Origin of the sequence: Flavobacterium mesophilum (assembly GCF_039581405.1) — a bacterium.
In the GTDB taxonomy this organism is placed as follows: domain Bacteria; phylum Bacteroidota; class Bacteroidia; order Flavobacteriales; family Flavobacteriaceae; genus Flavobacterium.
In genome coordinates this window covers 151,343-167,260 of record NZ_JBCPXZ010000003.1, presented here as the reverse complement: position 1 = coordinate 167,260, position 15,918 = coordinate 151,343, and the positions used below count along the sequence as shown (strand labels likewise).

Below are 15,918 nucleotides of genomic sequence, written 5' to 3'. Positions count from 1 at the left end.
TTTAGTACTCTTTTTTATTTAATTTTAATTCCAGTCTCTAATGCCTTTTTACAAATAATGGAAGTCAAAAAAATTAATTTTATACAAAGTTACAGCAGTATTTTAATGCTTCTTGGCGGTATTATTATCGGCAGTATTTTTGGTTTAATTTTCAAAGAAAAAGTTGAGGTTATAAAACCTTTAGGAGATATTTTTCTGAATTTGCTTTTCACAGCAATTATTCCGTTGATTTTCTTTACAATCGGTTCTTCAATTGCAAATTTGGAACAGAAAGAAAAGTTAGGGAAACTGTTTTTTATTATGGTTTTGGTTTTTCTTTCAACGATTCTTATTTCTGCAATCGTAATGATTTTTGCCGTTTATCTTTTTCCAATTCACCAAGATATTGCTGTTGCGAAAGTTCCGTTTGAAAATATTCAATCTGGATCTGTCGGCGATCAAATTGCTAAGTTGGTTACGACAAATGATTTCTTCGAATTATTGTCCAGAAAAAGCATGTTGGCACTGATAATATTCTCGTTTTTAATTGGTTTTGCGACTTTACAATCAGGAGAAAAAGGAAATGCTTTCAAGAGTTTTCTGGATTCTGGAAATGAAGTCATGAAGCAATTGCTGAATATCATCATGAAATTTGCTCCAATAGGTTTAGGAGCTTATTTTGCGTATCAAGTTGGTATTTTCGGGCCACAATTATTTGGCGTTTATGCAAAACCTATGGCGGTTTATTATGCAGCTTGTGTGTTTTATTTCTTTACATTTTTCAGTTTGTATGCGATTGTTGCTGGTGGAAAAAGAGCTTTCAAGGTTTTTTGGAGCAATAATATTACGCCATCTTTAACTGCAATTGGGACTTGTAGCAGTATCGCAACCATTCCTGCAAATCTAGATGCTGCACAAAAAATGGGAATTCCAGCACATGTCCGAAATCTAGTAATTCCGCTTGGAGCGCCTTTGCATAAAGATGGTTCGAGCATGTCATCTATTTTAAAAATTACTTTTCTGTTTGCCATGTTTGGAAAAGATTTTACAGAACCTTCAACGATTCTTCTCGCCTTAGGAATTACCATAATTGTTTCGATTGTCGAAGGCGGAATTCCGAACGGCGGTTATATTGGAGAAGTTTTGGCCATTACCGTTTATGGTTTTCCGATGGAGCAAGCTTTGCCGGTTGCGATGATTTTAGGTACTTTGGTTGATCCAATTGCCACTTTACTGAATGCAAATGGTGATGTAATTTCATCGATGTTAGTCTCTAGATTTTCTGAGAAAACGAAATGGTAGACAATTTTGATTTATAACGAAATCTTTGGTAGATAATAGATTTAAATACATCGATTCTTTCTTGGGATTAGTATAAAACTTTAAGCCGTTATTTTATTATAAAGTAGTTTTACCGAGACAAAAACATTTGGTTTTGAATCGTAAAGCTGTCTTATTTATAATTTTATTTTTTCTTGTATTAAAAATACAGGCACAATTGTGTACCGGAAGTTTAGGTGATCCTGTTGTAAAACTTGATTTCGGAACAGGAACGGCTTCACATGGAACTGCACTTGGAACAAGCATTACGAGTTATAATTGGACCACTGCAGACTTTCCAAATGATGGTTCTTATACCATCGAAAAAACAACGAATACGCCAGGGACTTGGTGGACAACGACTGACCATACTGGCGGTGGTTATATGATGGTGGTAAATGCAAGCCTTTCTACAACCGATTACTTTTATAAAAATACTGTCACTGATCTTTGTCCTGATACAACATACGAGTTTGCAGCGTGGATTATGAATCTGTTGCGTTCAAATGATACTAGCCCGCCAAATATTACTTTTACGATTGAATCAACTTCTGGAACTATTTTAGGAACCTATAATACTGGAGATATCGGCTTAAGTTCAAGCGCGGTTTGGAAACAATATGGTTTCTTTTTCACCACTCCAGCTGATATTTCTACCGTTGTTATCAGAATGCGAAATAACAAAGCGGGTGCAGCACCCGGAAATGATATCGCCTTGGACGACATTACTTTTCGCGCCTGCGGTCCAACAGTTACTTCATCTGTTCAAAATAATACCAATACTAGTTTAACAATTTGTCAAGGTGATTCTCAAAGTTATACTTTGACAGGAACCGTTTCTTCAGGTTATTCGAATCCGGCGTATCAATGGCAAGTAAGCAATGATAATGGAACGACCTGGTCTGATATTTCTGGAGCAAATTCATTAACGTATTCTTTTGTCCCAAATGCCGCAGTTGGCACCTATTTATATCGCATGGCGGTTGCGCAAAGCGTGAATATTTCCTCGGCTTCTTGTAGGGTCGTATCAAATACTATCAGCTTTAAAGTAAATGAAAGCACCGTAGTTCCAACTTTCACTACTGTGCAGCCCACATGCGATGTGCCAACTGGAACTATAACTATTACTTCAACAGCAAATACTACTTACAGTATTGATGGGACAAATTATCAGGCATCGGGAATATTTTCTGGTTTGGCTGGTGGCGATTATAATGTTACAGCAAAATTAAGTTCAGGTTGCGCGTCAACGCCTGCTATAGCACATATTAATTCTGTTGCTTCATCAAGTGCAACACCATCATATTCAGTTATTCAACCTGTGATTTGTTCAAATCCTTTGGGTACAATTACGATTACAAGTTCAGATTATGAATACAGCTTTGATAATGGATCGACTTGGTCAACAAATAATGTGAAATCAGGTTTGGAGGCTGGCGATTATCTAATAAAAACCAGAAATAGCTCAGGTTGCGAAACAACAGCAGTTTCTGTTGCTGTTTTAGTGCCACCAGGCTATCCGCCAACGCCGACCGTTTCTATTATTCAGCCCGATTGTTTGTCCTCGACGGGAACAATTACAATTTCTGATTCGGCGTCATCATATAGTTTTGATAATGGGGCAACTTGGATCAATTCAAATTCAAAAAATAATTTAATAGCGGGAATTTATAAAGTTCTTATAAAGAATAATTTAGGCTGTGTTTCTTTACTGCCGAATGAAGCCGAAATCAAGGCTTACATTAATACGGAGCCACTTCCTTCAGCAACAAGTCCGCAGGCTTTTTGTGTACAACAAAATGCAAGCTTGCAAAACATTTCAATCAGTGGGCAAAATATAAAATGGTATGATGCGCTGGTAAATGGAAATCTTTTGTCAGATGCTACAATCTTAGAAAACAAAACTTATTACGCATCGCAAACAGTTAATATCTGTGAAAGCGAGCGAATTCCAATTATTATAAATATTCAAGATACACCAGCTCCAACAGGAGATTCAAATCAAAATTTTTGTACTTCTCAAAAACCGACAATCGGAAATTTAATTGTTGAAGGAACAAATGTTGTTTGGTATGACAATATAGTCAATGGTGCTATTTTATCGGCATCAACAAGTTTGGTAAATGGGGCAACTTATTATGCTTCGCAGACCCTCAATAGTTGCGAAAGTGTAAATCGTTTGGCAGTTTCGGTTTCTATAGTTGCTCCAAGTTTACCATTAAATGATGTTGCTGCAAATGTTTGCGATGAAATAAATGATGGAACAGAAGTCATAAATCTCGCAGATTACAATTCACAATTAGTAACATGTACTTCTTGTGTTTTCAATTATTATACAACATTGGCTGGCGCCGAAAATCAAACTTTAACCGATCAAATTACAGCCGTTTCCAATTATAATTTATTGGCTGGAACAACTACAATTTATGTGAGAATTGATTCTTCGGATAAGTGTTTTCAAGTAGCAGAATTGAAATTGACTTTGGTAAATGTCCCCGTAATTTCAATTTCAGATGTGGTTTCATTGTGCCAAAATAAAGATGTTGAAGTTCACGCAGGAGTTGGTTTCGACAGCTATTTATGGTCGAATGGAGCTATTTCAGAATCAATTGTAATTACAGAAGCTGGATCTTATTCAATAACTGTGACTCAAAATCATGGAAATGTTGTTTGTACTTCAACAAAAGATTTTGAAGTAAAACTCTCGAATAGTGCCACAATTCAGAATCTTGCCATTCAGGATTGGACGGATTCAGAAAATGTGATTGAAGTTCAGTTGGCAGATATGAGCCTTGGAAATTATGAATATTCAATTGATGGAACGTCTTATCAGGACAGCAATATTTTTTCAGGTTTAGAAACGGGCGATTATGTGGTATATGTGCGCGATAAAAATGGCTGTGGTATTGTAAATCAAGAGGTATTTCTACTCAATTATCCCAAGTTTTTTACTCCGAATCAAGACGGTTTTAATGATACTTGGGGAATAAAATTCTCTGAAACTGAACCAACAATCAATACTAAGATATTTGATCGTTATGGCAAGTTTTTAAAAGAATTAAATGCATACACTACTTGGGACGGTACTTACAATGGAAAAGAGCTTCCGGCTTCCGATTATTGGTTTGTGGTTACACGCGCCAATGGGAAAATTTATAAAGGGCATTTTAGTATGAAGAGATAGGGTTTTTTGGCTTTTTTTATCAGAAGAATCGAGATTATTCCTTAAATTCGAGAAAACATTTTAACGCAGAAAAAATGAACTCAGCATTACAAAATGATCTTAACAATTTTGAGAATATTTTAGAAAAAACAAAACAACAAGGGATTGATTTTTTGAATAACCTTGATACTATTCCCACTTCAAATAAAAATACAATTGATCCCAAAAGCATCTTAAATGAATTTGGTTTAGGCTCGATTGAAGTTTTAAAAGAATTCAATGAACGATTAGCTCCATTAATGGTTTCATCTTCTGGACCTCGTTATTTAGGCTTTGTAACTGGAGGTTCTACACCGGCATCTATTGTAGGTGATTGGCTGGCTTCGGTTTATGACCAAAATACGCAGGCGGTGAAAGCGCAAGGAGGTGTGTCGGCATTGATTGAATTTGAAACTATTAATTTGCTTTTGCAATTGCTGGATTTGCCAGATTCATTTCTTGGCGGATTTGTAACGGGAGCAACAATGTCGAATTTTACCTCTTTAGGTGTCGCCAGACAGTGGTTTGGAAAGCAATTAGGAAAAGATTTTGCTAAAAACGGAATCTCAGAAAACATCCATATTCTTACTGCAACGCCACATTCTTCTTCAATTAAATGCTTGTCTATGCTTGGAATTGGAAGCCAAAATTACACAACTTTAAAAACAATGGAAGGCAATCGTGAAGCCATTGATATTGCAGATTTAGAAGAAAATATTAAAAAATTAGAAGGCAAACCTTTTATCCTGATTTCAAGTGCCGGAACTGTAAATACCGCAGATTTTGACGATTTTGATGCTATTGCTTCGCTAAAAGAAAAGTATAATTTTTGGTGGCATATTGATGCGGCTTTTGGCGGTTTTGCGGCAGTTTCAGAAAAATTCAAACATTTGGTTGAAGGTTGGGAAGGAGCAGACAGCATTACAATTGATTGCCACAAATGGCTGAATGTTCCTTATGAAAGTGCTTTTTATTTGATCAAAAAAGAACATGTTAATTTACAGATTGAAACATTTCAGAATTCAAATGCGCCTTATTTAGGAAACCCGCTGGAGAATTTTAATTATCTAAATGTTCTTCCTGAGAATTCACGTCGTTTGAGAGCGCTTCCAGCTTGGTTTTCGCTTAAAGCTTATGGAAAAGATGGTTTTAAAGATATTGTAGAGAACAGTGCAGCATTGGCAATGCATTTTGCAAATTGCTTAATTGAAACTGGAAGTTTTGAATTGCTGGCTCCAATCAGGCTGAATAATGTTTGTTTTACTTTAAAAGGAAATCATAATCAAGATAAAGTAAGCGAGTTTTTGACGATTTTGAATGATAAAGGGAAAGTTTTTATGACGCCAACAGTTTATGAAGGCCGAAAAGGAATTAGGGCTTCCTTTGTGAATTGGCGCACAACAGAAGAAGACGTGAAAATTATTATAGAAGAATTAAAGGCGTCAATTCTAGACTTAGAAATATAATTGAATGTGAACTGAAATATAAAAGAGCCTGCTAACTACAAACAGGCTCTTTACTAACACAAAAAAAAACAAAAAACAAGAATCGAAAGGTTGATTAACGTATGAAATTATGACGTTTCCGGATGCAAATATAATACTATTTATATCAAGTCTAAATAAAAATAGTTAAAAATAATCAATAAAATGTTAATCGTTTGAATACGAGTTGATAAGAAATGCTTGAAATAGTGGAAAAAGAAAAGCCTATTTATTCTCTTTAGAATAAATAGGCTTTGTTCGTATAGATAGTAAAGATTTTATTTGGTAATTTCTCTAAAAACAGCTTCCAGATTTTTGTTCTTCTGATTTAATTGAAGTGTTTTTAAGCCATTTTCATTAGCAAAATCAAATATTGCCGGACGCATATCCTTTTCGGTTACAAAAGTAAGCTCCCATGTCATGTCATGGGTGTTTACGTATGAAGTAATGTTTTCGAGTCTAGCCAAAAGTTGTTGTTCAACTTGGTAATCAAACTCAACTTCAATTACTTGCTCTTTTGTATCGGCAACTAAATGATCTAATTTATTGTCGGCAACTATTTGTCCTTTGTCAATAATTATGACACGATCGCAAATCGCTTCAACTTCTTGCATGATATGTGTTGATAAAAAAACGGTTTTGTCTTTCCCGACATTTTTAATCACATTTCGAATTTCCATTAACTGATTCGGATCCAGACCGGTAGTTGGTTCGTCCAAAATTAAAACATCAGGATTATGTAGTAAGGCATTCGCAAGTCCAACGCGCTGGCGGTATCCTTTTGACAATTGGCTTATCTTTTTATGGCTTTCCGGTGTCAGTCCTGTCAGTTGAATAACCTCTTCAATTCTTGATTTAGGAACATTATAGACATCGGCATTAAAAGCCAAATATTCACGAACATACAAATCCAAATACAACGGATTATGCTCAGGCAAATATCCAATTGAGCGCTGCACTTCTTTAGCGTTTGTCATGACATCATGGCTATTTACAAGGGCTGAACCGCTATCGGCAAGTAAATAAGTGGTCAAAATTTTCATTAATGTAGATTTTCCGGCTCCGTTTGGGCCAAGAAATCCCACGATTTCTCCTTTCTCAATTTTAAAAGAAATTTCATTTAAAGCTTTTTGCGCTCCGTAACTTTTTGAAATACTGTTTACTTCTATCGACATGGACATTTTATTTCCTGCAAAAGTAACGAGAAATAGTTTCGATTGCTACAATTTGTCTTTTAAAGTATTTATAAAAAAAATCGAAAGGCCTGAATTCACGGCATTGTTGTTGTTAAAGGAAACATAAATTTTAAAATAAACCCAAATCATGAAAAAAATTTTAGTGATGGCTGCTTTAGCTATCTGCAGTTTTGCAAACGCACAAAAAGGTACAATCTTAGTTGGTGGAAACATTGGTTATACTTCTGAAAAATCGGAATACCAATTCAGCGAAACAAAAACAAGCACTTTTAGCTTTTCTCCAAAAGTAGGATACCAGTTTAATGACAACTGGACTGTAGGGGGAGAATTTACTGTTGCTTCGTCTAACGATGACAACGGAAACATTGAGTACAAAGATAATAGCTTTAAATTAGGTGCATTTGTACGTTATTCTGTGCCATTGAGCCAAACTTTCTCTGTTTTCGCAGATATGGGAGCAGGTTTCCAAAACTTAAAAAATAAAACTTACGGTCCTGGAAATGCTTATTCAAAAGATAAAGCTGACGGAATGTATGTAGGTGTTACTCCAGCTCTTTTCATCAATATGAAAAAAGGTTTCGGATTAAACTTCAGTATTGGTGGTTTAGGATACGAGACTTTAAGCTTTGATAATAACGGAGCAGATTACAGCAAATTCTACTTCAACTTTGGTCAAACATTTAACATTGGAGTTTCTAAAAACTTCTAATCTTAAAGTTTATATTCAATTTCAGAAAGCACTCCAATTTGGAGTGCTTTTTTTGTTTTGTAAGATTTAAAAAGTTTGTAATGTATTGTTTTTTAGTGTTTTTGTTAAAAAAATAGTGGAAAATCTTATTGGCATCTTTCTTGTTAAATTGATTCTAAAATTTAACAAATATCACTTATGAAAAAAATTCTAGTTATTGTTGCGCTGGCAATGTCCAGTTTTGCAAATGCCCAAAAAGGGTCGGTTTTGGTTATGGGAAGTTTTGGTTATAATTCTATAAAAAGATCAAATATCCCGGGTGATAATAAGTATAATACTTTTAGTTTTTCGCCAAAAGTTGGATATCAATTTCATGAAAACTGGACGACCGGTATTGAAAGCGGAATGTCGATCGTAAAAGATGAGGTTCCAAATTCGTATTATAATAAAACAAATGCTTTTACTATTGGAGGTTTTTTGCGTTATACTAAAACTTTAAATCAGACTTTTTCAGCTTATGCTGATTTGGGTTTGGGTTATCAAAATACAAAATCAACTTACAACAATGAAGTAGTCAATGTAAATAGAATTGATAAAGGAAATGGATTTTACACGCATCTTACGCCAGCAATTTTTATTAATGTTCATAATGGTTTTGGCTTGAATTTTAATATTGGAGGGATTGAATATGGAAGCTTGAATTATGATGGCGATAGTGGATCAAATAGTGCGAAAAATTTTAATATTACCTTTGGACAAGCTTTTTCTGTGGGGATATCAAAGAATTTTTAATATCGAAATCATATAAATATAAAAGCACTCCATTTGGAGTGCTTTTTTGTTGGATAAAATCTATTGAAAATAAAAACTTCTCGACTAGCCCCGATAGAAGCGGCATCCTTTTTCTGGCTTCTTTAGCCAGGAAAAGATACAGCGGATAGCGGGACTGAACTTGTTTTGAAAACAAGAATTTCTGCTTCTAAATTTTCACGAATTAATTTAAGCACAACAATTTGTGAAAATTTGTGAAATTCGTGGCGAACAAAACAGTTAATATTTTAAATCAAATTAATCTGTGACCTATTTTTATTCAATATTATCCTAAAATAAAATGTATTTTTGGACTGAAATCTAAAATCAGAAATCTGCAATTAAAATGAACTGGGAGCAACTTTTATCATTAAAACGACAAGGCGATACAAGCAAAAGATTACGTGTAGAACAAGATGACACGCGATTGGGTTTTGAGGTCGATTATGACCGAATCATATTTTCGTCGGCATTTAGAAGTTTACAGGATAAAACACAGGTTATTCCGCTTTCAAAAACAGATTTCGTGCATACGCGTTTGACGCACAGTTTGGAAGTTTCTGTTGTAGGACGTTCGCTTGGACGTTTGGTTGGGAAAAAGATTATTGAAAAATATCCTTATTTAAAAGAAGTCCATGGGTATCATATGAATGATTTTGGGGCAATTGTTGCGGCCGCATCTTTAGCACACGACATTGGAAATCCACCTTTTGGACATTCAGGTGAAAAAGCAATTGGAGAATATTTTTCAAGCGGAAAAGGTTTAAAATACAAAGACAAACTTACTGCAAAACAATGGCAGGATTTGATTGATTTTGAAGGAAATGCCAATGGTTTTTCAGTGCTTACGGCAAGTCGTCCAGGAATCGAAGGCGGACTTAGAATTTCGTACGCAACGCTTGGTGCTTTTATGAAATATCCAAAAGAGAGTCTTCCAAAAAAGCCTACAAACAAGATTTCGGATAAAAAATACGGCTTCTTTCAATCGGATAAATTATTTTTTGAAGAAGTGGCTCAGGATATGGGTTTGATTGCTAATAAGGAAGATGGCGATATTGGTTTTGAAAGACATCCGCTAGCGTATTTGGTTGAAGCTGCAGATGATATTTGTTACACAATTATTGATTTTGAAGACGGAATCAATTTAGGTTTGGTTTCTGAAGATTATGCTCTGGAATATTTAATCAAACTGGTAAAGGATAATATTGGTGTTGCCAAATATAAATTGTTAGAAACAAAAGAAGACCGAATTAGTTATTTGCGTGCTTTGGCAATTGGCGCTTTGATCAATGATGCAGTTGATGTTTTTATTGAAAATGAAGAAGCGATTTTGGCTGGTGATTTCCCTTTTGCGTTGACTGACAAAAGTAAATACAAAGCGCAGATGAACGATATTATCAAATTAAGTATCGAAAAAATTTATCAGAGCCGTGAAGTTATTGAGAAAGAAATTGTGGGTTACCAAATCATCCAGACTTTATTGGATAAATTCATAACAGCATTTAATAACAAATATGAAGGAACAGCATCAAATTACGATAAGCTGATTCTGAAAATGCTTCCTGAAAAACATCATTTAGAAAAAGGTAATTTATACGAGCGTTTGCTTCATATTTGTCACTATGTTTCGCTATTGACAGATGGAAATGCCTTAGAATTATATGAGATGATCAGCGGTCGAAAAAAACGCTAATTCAATTATTGGAAAGCGTAAACTAAACCAACGCCAAGAACTTGACGTAACTGCATTCTTGGTCCATCGTTAACTTGTGTTTTTGCGCCAGTTGTTGGGTCGATAACATCTTTTTTGGTTTTGATATCGTCGTCATAAACAAGATGGATGCCGATATTAGCTTTCACATAAGCATTTACGACAAGATCTAATTTAGTGTCATAGTCGACATCGACATTTCCAAATTTATTTAAATAATCGGTATATAAGCTTAGACGGTTTTCGTAGAATACATTTTTGTAAATTTCACTTTTCATGTAACCTGTGAAAAGAATACCAAATTCGGCTTTTACTTTCTGGCCTTCTTCCACCAGAATTTTATTGTTTGGATCAGCAGGATCAGTGATATAAACGGCTTTTTTAACCCCAAATGCTCCTTGATTTGCTAAATCTTGGTCTAAAACCAAAGTAGTTTTTAACGTAATTGGTGAGAAATAAAAGGTTCTATTTTTCTTTTTGTTTGAATTCTCAGCTCCGGCTCCAAGGAAAATATAAGCTGGTGCAAATGGTTTAGAAATTGCTACATCTCGGTTTGGATAATTGTAACCGTTTGTAAACTGTGTGTTGAAATTTAATTTTGAAGAATAATACCAGTTTGAAATCGTATCTTTTCTAAAACCGTAAGTAGAGTTGAACTGCAAGGCGTCATCGGTTTTTCTTAATTCAATTCCGTCTTGTTTATTTAAACCGTATTTTACGATAAGTTCGTTAACCCATTTATGATTTCGCTTGATGTATGTTCGCCCAAATTCGCCTTTAAAAAGTCCTGAAATTGAGCTGGTTCCCCCCGCACTCCAGTTTACAAAAGCAATCTCTGAAATGTCAAAACCAAGCTGATTTTTTTTAGTCCAATAGGTCGGCAATTTTGGAAGTTGCGATGGATCTAAAGTAGTTTGGATGATCTGGGCAAAGTTATTTGACGTACTCAGTAGCAATAACAGCAAAAGGGTAGAACGCAATAATTTCATTAGGCTAATTTTTGGTTTTTTTGGTTGTGCAAAATAATTATTTTGGACCGTTAGAAAAAAGATTTACCAAACTTTTAACGTCTATTTTACACAAATGTTGTAGCTGAGACACGCTTCCATGCTCAATAAAATGGTCAGGAATTCCTAAAATTTCAACATTTTTTTTGAAATTTTGTGATGCTGCATATTCTAAAACAGCACTTCCGAAACCGCCATTTTTCACCCCATCTTCTATTGTAATTACGCCCTCAAATGATGAAAATATATGGTTTAATGTGTTGATGTCTAAAGGTTTGATGAAGCTAAAGTTATAGTGGGCAAATTTGTCTGCGTTGTTGCATTGTTTCAGAGCCTCAATAACATTATTTCCAATCGTTCCGGTCGAAAGCACAGCAATTTTCGTACCATCTTTTAAGCATTTTGCCGGACCAATTTCAATTTTTTCATAATGTCCGAAATTTTCTACTTCCCAATTTGGCAGAACACCTCGCCCGCGCGGATATCGAATTGCGATTGGATGATTCAAGCCTAATTGCGCTGTGTATAGTATATTTTGAAGTTCAATTTCGTTGAGTGGTGCATGAATAATCATGTTTGGAATTGCTCTTAAATAAGCAATATCAAAAACACCATGATGCGTCGCGCCATCTTCGCCAACTAAACCTGCTCGGTCTAAACAAAATATGACTGGCAAATTTTGTAAAGCCACATCATGAATAACTTGGTCGTATGCTCGTTGTAAAAAAGTCGAGTAAATATTGCAAAATACAATCATTCCTTGAGTCGCCATTCCTGCAGAAAGCGTTACAGCGTGTTGTTCAGCAATTCCAACATCAAAAGCGCGTTCTGGCAATTCATCCATCATGAATTTTAATGAGCTTCCAGATGGCATTGCGGGCGTGATTCCGATTATTTTTTCATTCTTTTTAGCTAAATCTAAAATGGTCAAGCCAAAAACGTCCTGATATTTTGGAGGAAGATTTTCTTCTGATTTAAAATGAATTTCGCCAGTCGAAGCATCAAATTTTCCAGGCGCATGATATTTGACCTGATTTTCTTCTGCTTGTTGCAAACCTTTTCCTTTTGTGGTTACAATATGAAGGAATTTTGGGCCTTTTATCTTTTTTAAGCGATTTAATTCTTTGATTAATTTTGGAAAATCATGCCCGTCAATTGGTCCGGAATAATCAAAATTCAGGGATTTGATGATGTTATTCTGCTTCGGATTTTTTCCGTTTTTAACTGCAGTCAAGTATTTTTTCAAAGCCCCAACGCTCGGATCAATCCCGATTGCGTTATCGTTCAAAATAACCAAGATATTCGCATCTGTAACTCCGGCGTGATTTAAACCTTCAAAAGCCATTCCGCTTGCAATGGACGCGTCGCCAATTACGGCAATATGTTCTTTTTTAAAATCGCCTTTTAGTTTAGAAGCAATCGCCATTCCGAGTGCCGCAGAAATAGAAGTAGAAGAGTGGCCTACCCCAAAAGTATCATAAATGCTTTCGCTTCTTTTCGGAAATCCAGAAACGCCATCTATTTGTCTGTTTGTGTGGAAATTTTCTCGTCTTTCGGTTAAAATTTTGTGTCCGTAAGCTTGATGTCCAACATCCCAAACCAATAAATCATCAGGCGTATTAAAAACATAATGCAAAGCAATTGTCAATTCTACAACGCCCAAACTTGCACCCAAATGACCTTCTTTTACAGAAACAATATCAATGATAAAATCTCGTAATTCTTTTGCCAGTTGTGGCAATTGACTTTCGTCTAGTAAACGTAAATCGGCTGGATTGTATATGTTTGAAAGTAAATCGCTTTTCATTGTAAGGTAAAAAGCAAATTTACGGTTTTAAATTTAATTTTGTTGTGACGATCTATTCTAATGTAATTGGCAAAGAATATTGCCTTGTGATTTTTTTTCCATTTGATGTCCCAGGTTCCCATTTCGGACATAATTTTAAAACTCTAACAATTTCGTTTTCTATAGTTTTATCAACTTCTGGATCAGATTGAAGATAAGATACAGATCCGTTTCGTTCTACTGCAAACGAAAGTCTGATTTTTGTGCTATTCGAACCTTGAGGCATTTTAAATTCTTTTCCAAAAAAAGTATAAAATTGGTCAATACCGCCAGGGAAATCGGCATTGGTTTCAATAGCGACTCCACCGTTATAAACGGGTTCTTCAGAAACTTGATTTTTCTTATTTTTTGAAGATGCGTCTGTTGTTTTGTTACTGGTTGCTTTTTCTTTTGGCATCACAAATTTAACTTGATCCGTTTTTGGAGGCGGAGGCGGAGGTGGTACCTTGTGCAAAGTATCTTTTGGATCATATTTTGGAGTAGGAGCGCTTCCTACAATAACTTGTTGCATTTTTGAAGTGTCTTCAACAACTTCAACAGCTTCAATTTTTTTCTTTTTGCCCTCTTTATCGGCACAACTAAATAAAGTTGTTCCCATAGTGATAAACAGCGCTAATAAAAATATTTTGTGGTAATGCATTTGTGTATATAAAATTTTACTTGGAATTTGAATTGTGATGGTATCTAATTGTGATTTTCGAAATCTGCCACAGATTTTCTCGTTTTGATTTTGGGTGAAAAAATGCTGAATTTCTTCTGGAAGCATTTGCGTAAAATCAATAACCGTTTTAGAACAACTCGCACAAAAACGACCATTTTCATTTGGCGTCATTTTGTCCCAGTTTTCGTGGCAAGGTTCCGGAATGGTTATTTTGTGTTTCATTTTTTATTGCTTAAATGGAATTTCTAAAGTATAAGTAGATCGAACAACTCGGTCTTTTTGTTTGCCAGGATTCCAATTTGGTGCTTTTTCTAAAACTCCGATAATATCTTTTTTGCTTGCAGAAGTTGTATTTTTAAGGATATTAAAATTACTAAGACTTCCATCGCCTTCAATTACAAATAAAATCGATATTTCTCCTTGTTTTGCAGTAGTTAGATTTTTTGAAAAATAAGAATAGAATCTTTTCATTCCTTTTTTTGCAGTAGGTAAAACATCTAAATGACTTGGGTCATGAACAATTCCATAAATTCCGTATTCCCTAGGTTTGGCGTTTAGTGTGTCCCTATTAATTGCAGGAAGTCCTGTAAGAACTTGTGGTTCAGGTTTGATATCTTCTACAATTTCAACCTTGTCAATTTTTTGTTTATTTCCGTCTTTATCTTGACAGCTAAATAATGTTGTTCCCATCGCTATAAAAAGCGCTAATAAAAACATTTTTCGATAATGGATTTGGCTATATACTATTTGAGACGGAATCTGAATATTTATCTCACTTAATTGTTCACTTTTGAATCTTCCACAAACATTTTTATTTGAAATAAAATAATGCTGAATTTCATCTGGTAGCATCGACGTAAAATCAACCACGGTTTTTGTACAGCTGAGGCAAAATCGTCCATTTTCATTTGGCGTCATTTTATCCCAGTTTTCGTGGCATGGCTCAGGAATGGTAATTTTCAGATTTTTTTCCATATTCAAATTTCAGAATTTAAATGTAATAAAAATAATGTGTAAAGTTTTACTTTTGCACTTATGGAAAATCCTTTCACCGACGAATATTTTATGAAAAAAGCACTGCAGGAAGCAGAAGAAGCCTATTTAAAAGGTGAAATTCCTGTTGGAGCTGTAATTGTGGTTGCTGATAAAGTTATTGCAAGAAGCCACAATTTAACCGAATTATTAAATGACGTGACCGCTCACGCCGAAATGCAATCGATAACTGCGGCGGCAAATTTTTTGGGTGGAAAATATTTGAAAGATTGCACGCTTTATGTCACTTTAGAGCCTTGTCAAATGTGTGCTGGAGCTTTGTATTGGAGCCAGATTTCGAAAATTGTTTTTGGCGCGCGCGATGAACAACGCGGATTCCTAAATATGGGAACAAAACTGCATCCCAAAACTACAGTTGTTTCGGGTGTAATGGCAAATGAAGCTGCCGATTTAATGAGACGTTTTTTTCTGGAAAGACGTAAGTAGTTAAAACAAATAGCCTCCCAGATAAAAACAAATAAATATCATAAAGGAATTAAAACAAACAATATTGTAAAAGGTGTTTTGCGAAAAACCTTTTTCCGAAAGCATTATTTTTAGGCTTATTCCTAATGAAAAAAGTAGGATAATAAATGAGTAAAATGAAATTCCGTTGATGCCTAATCCGCTAGAAAGTAAGTCGGTATAGTCTTTTTTGTCAGACTTTACAGTTGTTACAAATTTAAACAATAAGGAAGTTTCAATTGAAATGTTGCCTTCTTCAATAAATTCTTTTGTTGTAGAAAAGGTATATCCTTTTTGTGTAAAATAATGATAAGAAACCTTTTCTTTTGATTTTCCAGAAGTTCGAACTAAGTACTGGGTTATTATATCATTTGTCTTTGAAGAAGGCAAAACATAATAATCTGCAAAAGCGATCAGAATAAAAAATGATACTGCACCCAACAGATAAATAATGATCTTTTTGTTTTTTACAATAAATTCATTTTCAGTAGAATATGCATTCGAATTGTTTGACATT

Annotated in this window: 13 protein-coding genes; 7 read left to right on the top strand and 6 right to left on the bottom strand. The window is 34.8% G+C overall.

The genetic code is table 11. From position 1 onward, the window contains the following. The first annotated feature begins 57 nt into the window (after positions 1 to 57). The 3 genes from AAYQ19_RS09670 to AAYQ19_RS09660 all read left to right on the top strand — a co-directional run bounded on the left by AAYQ19_RS09670 (position 58) and on the right by AAYQ19_RS09660 (position 5,967). The gene (locus tag AAYQ19_RS09670; protein ID WP_343536020.1) at positions 58 to 1,281 is read left to right on the top strand and encodes a dicarboxylate/amino acid:cation symporter; all 1,224 of its coding nucleotides are present in this window, start codon (positions 58 to 60) and stop codon (positions 1,279 to 1,281) included. A 133-nt stretch (positions 1,282 to 1,414) separates the two neighbouring features. Then, the gene (locus AAYQ19_RS09665) at positions 1,415 to 4,483 is read left to right on the top strand and encodes a T9SS type B sorting domain-containing protein (protein WP_343536019.1); all 3,069 of its coding nucleotides are present in this window, start codon (positions 1,415 to 1,417) and stop codon (positions 4,481 to 4,483) included. Between the two features lie 74 nt (positions 4,484 to 4,557). After that, positions 4,558 to 5,967 carry a pyridoxal phosphate-dependent decarboxylase family protein gene (locus AAYQ19_RS09660; RefSeq protein WP_343536018.1) on the top strand — a complete coding sequence of 470 codons (1,410 nt, stop codon included), beginning with the start codon at positions 4,558 to 4,560 and terminating at the stop codon, positions 5,965 to 5,967. 296 nt (positions 5,968 to 6,263) lie between these two features. On the opposite strand, the gene gldA is transcribed toward AAYQ19_RS09660, so the two are convergent. Beyond that, the gene (gene gldA / locus AAYQ19_RS09655) at positions 6,264 to 7,160 is read right to left on the bottom strand and encodes a gliding motility-associated ABC transporter ATP-binding subunit GldA (protein ID WP_343536017.1); all 897 of its coding nucleotides are present in this window, start codon (positions 7,158 to 7,160) and stop codon (positions 6,264 to 6,266) included. Between the two features lie 148 nt (positions 7,161 to 7,308). On the opposite strand from gldA, the gene AAYQ19_RS09650 reads away from it, so the two are divergent. The 3 genes from AAYQ19_RS09650 to AAYQ19_RS09640 all read left to right on the top strand — a co-directional run bounded on the left by AAYQ19_RS09650 (position 7,309) and on the right by AAYQ19_RS09640 (position 10,372). Continuing rightward, positions 7,309 to 7,890 carry an outer membrane beta-barrel protein gene (locus AAYQ19_RS09650; RefSeq protein WP_343536016.1) on the top strand — a complete coding sequence of 194 codons (582 nt, stop codon included), beginning with the start codon at positions 7,309 to 7,311 and terminating at the stop codon, positions 7,888 to 7,890. Positions 7,891 to 8,067: 177 nt separating this feature from the next. After that, positions 8,068 to 8,661 (top strand): outer membrane beta-barrel protein, encoded by a 594-nt coding sequence (locus AAYQ19_RS09645; RefSeq protein WP_343536015.1) that lies wholly within the window; start codon positions 8,068 to 8,070, stop codon positions 8,659 to 8,661. A 364-nt stretch (positions 8,662 to 9,025) separates the two neighbouring features. Next, positions 9,026 to 10,372: a deoxyguanosinetriphosphate triphosphohydrolase gene (locus AAYQ19_RS09640; RefSeq protein ID WP_343536014.1), complete on the top strand. Its 1,347-nt coding sequence runs from the start codon at positions 9,026 to 9,028 to the stop codon at positions 10,370 to 10,372. A gap of 5 nt (positions 10,373 to 10,377) precedes the next feature. Here AAYQ19_RS09640 and AAYQ19_RS09635 read toward each other — a convergent pair whose 3' ends face one another. The 4 genes from AAYQ19_RS09635 to AAYQ19_RS09620 are packed head-to-tail and all read right to left on the bottom strand — an operon-like array spanning position 10,378 to position 14,879. Next, positions 10,378 to 11,379: a DUF3078 domain-containing protein gene (locus AAYQ19_RS09635; protein WP_343536013.1), complete on the bottom strand. Its 1,002-nt coding sequence runs from the start codon at positions 11,377 to 11,379 to the stop codon at positions 10,378 to 10,380. 37 nt (positions 11,380 to 11,416) lie between these two features. Beyond that, entirely contained in the window at positions 11,417 to 13,204 is a 1,788-nt protein-coding gene (locus AAYQ19_RS09630) for a 1-deoxy-D-xylulose-5-phosphate synthase (protein WP_343536012.1), read from the bottom strand. A gap of 52 nt (positions 13,205 to 13,256) precedes the next feature. Continuing rightward, the gene (locus AAYQ19_RS09625) at positions 13,257 to 14,126 is read right to left on the bottom strand and encodes an energy transducer TonB (RefSeq protein ID WP_343536011.1); all 870 of its coding nucleotides are present in this window, start codon (positions 14,124 to 14,126) and stop codon (positions 13,257 to 13,259) included. Between the two features lie 3 nt (positions 14,127 to 14,129). After that, complete coding sequence (locus AAYQ19_RS09620) at positions 14,130 to 14,879, bottom strand: hypothetical protein (RefSeq protein WP_343536010.1); 750 nt, start codon at positions 14,877 to 14,879, stop codon at positions 14,130 to 14,132. A 60-nt stretch (positions 14,880 to 14,939) separates the two neighbouring features. Here AAYQ19_RS09620 and AAYQ19_RS09615 point away from each other — a divergent pair, with 60 nt between their 5' ends. Next, positions 14,940 to 15,383, top strand: coding sequence for a nucleoside deaminase (locus tag AAYQ19_RS09615; protein ID WP_343536009.1), 444 nt, complete (start codon positions 14,940 to 14,942; stop codon positions 15,381 to 15,383). On the opposite strand, the gene AAYQ19_RS09610 is transcribed toward AAYQ19_RS09615, so the two are convergent. Continuing rightward, positions 15,384 to 15,917 (bottom strand): hypothetical protein, encoded by a 534-nt coding sequence (locus AAYQ19_RS09610; RefSeq protein ID WP_343536008.1) that lies wholly within the window; start codon positions 15,915 to 15,917, stop codon positions 15,384 to 15,386. It lies immediately after the preceding gene. Position 15,918: the final 1 nt, after the last annotated feature.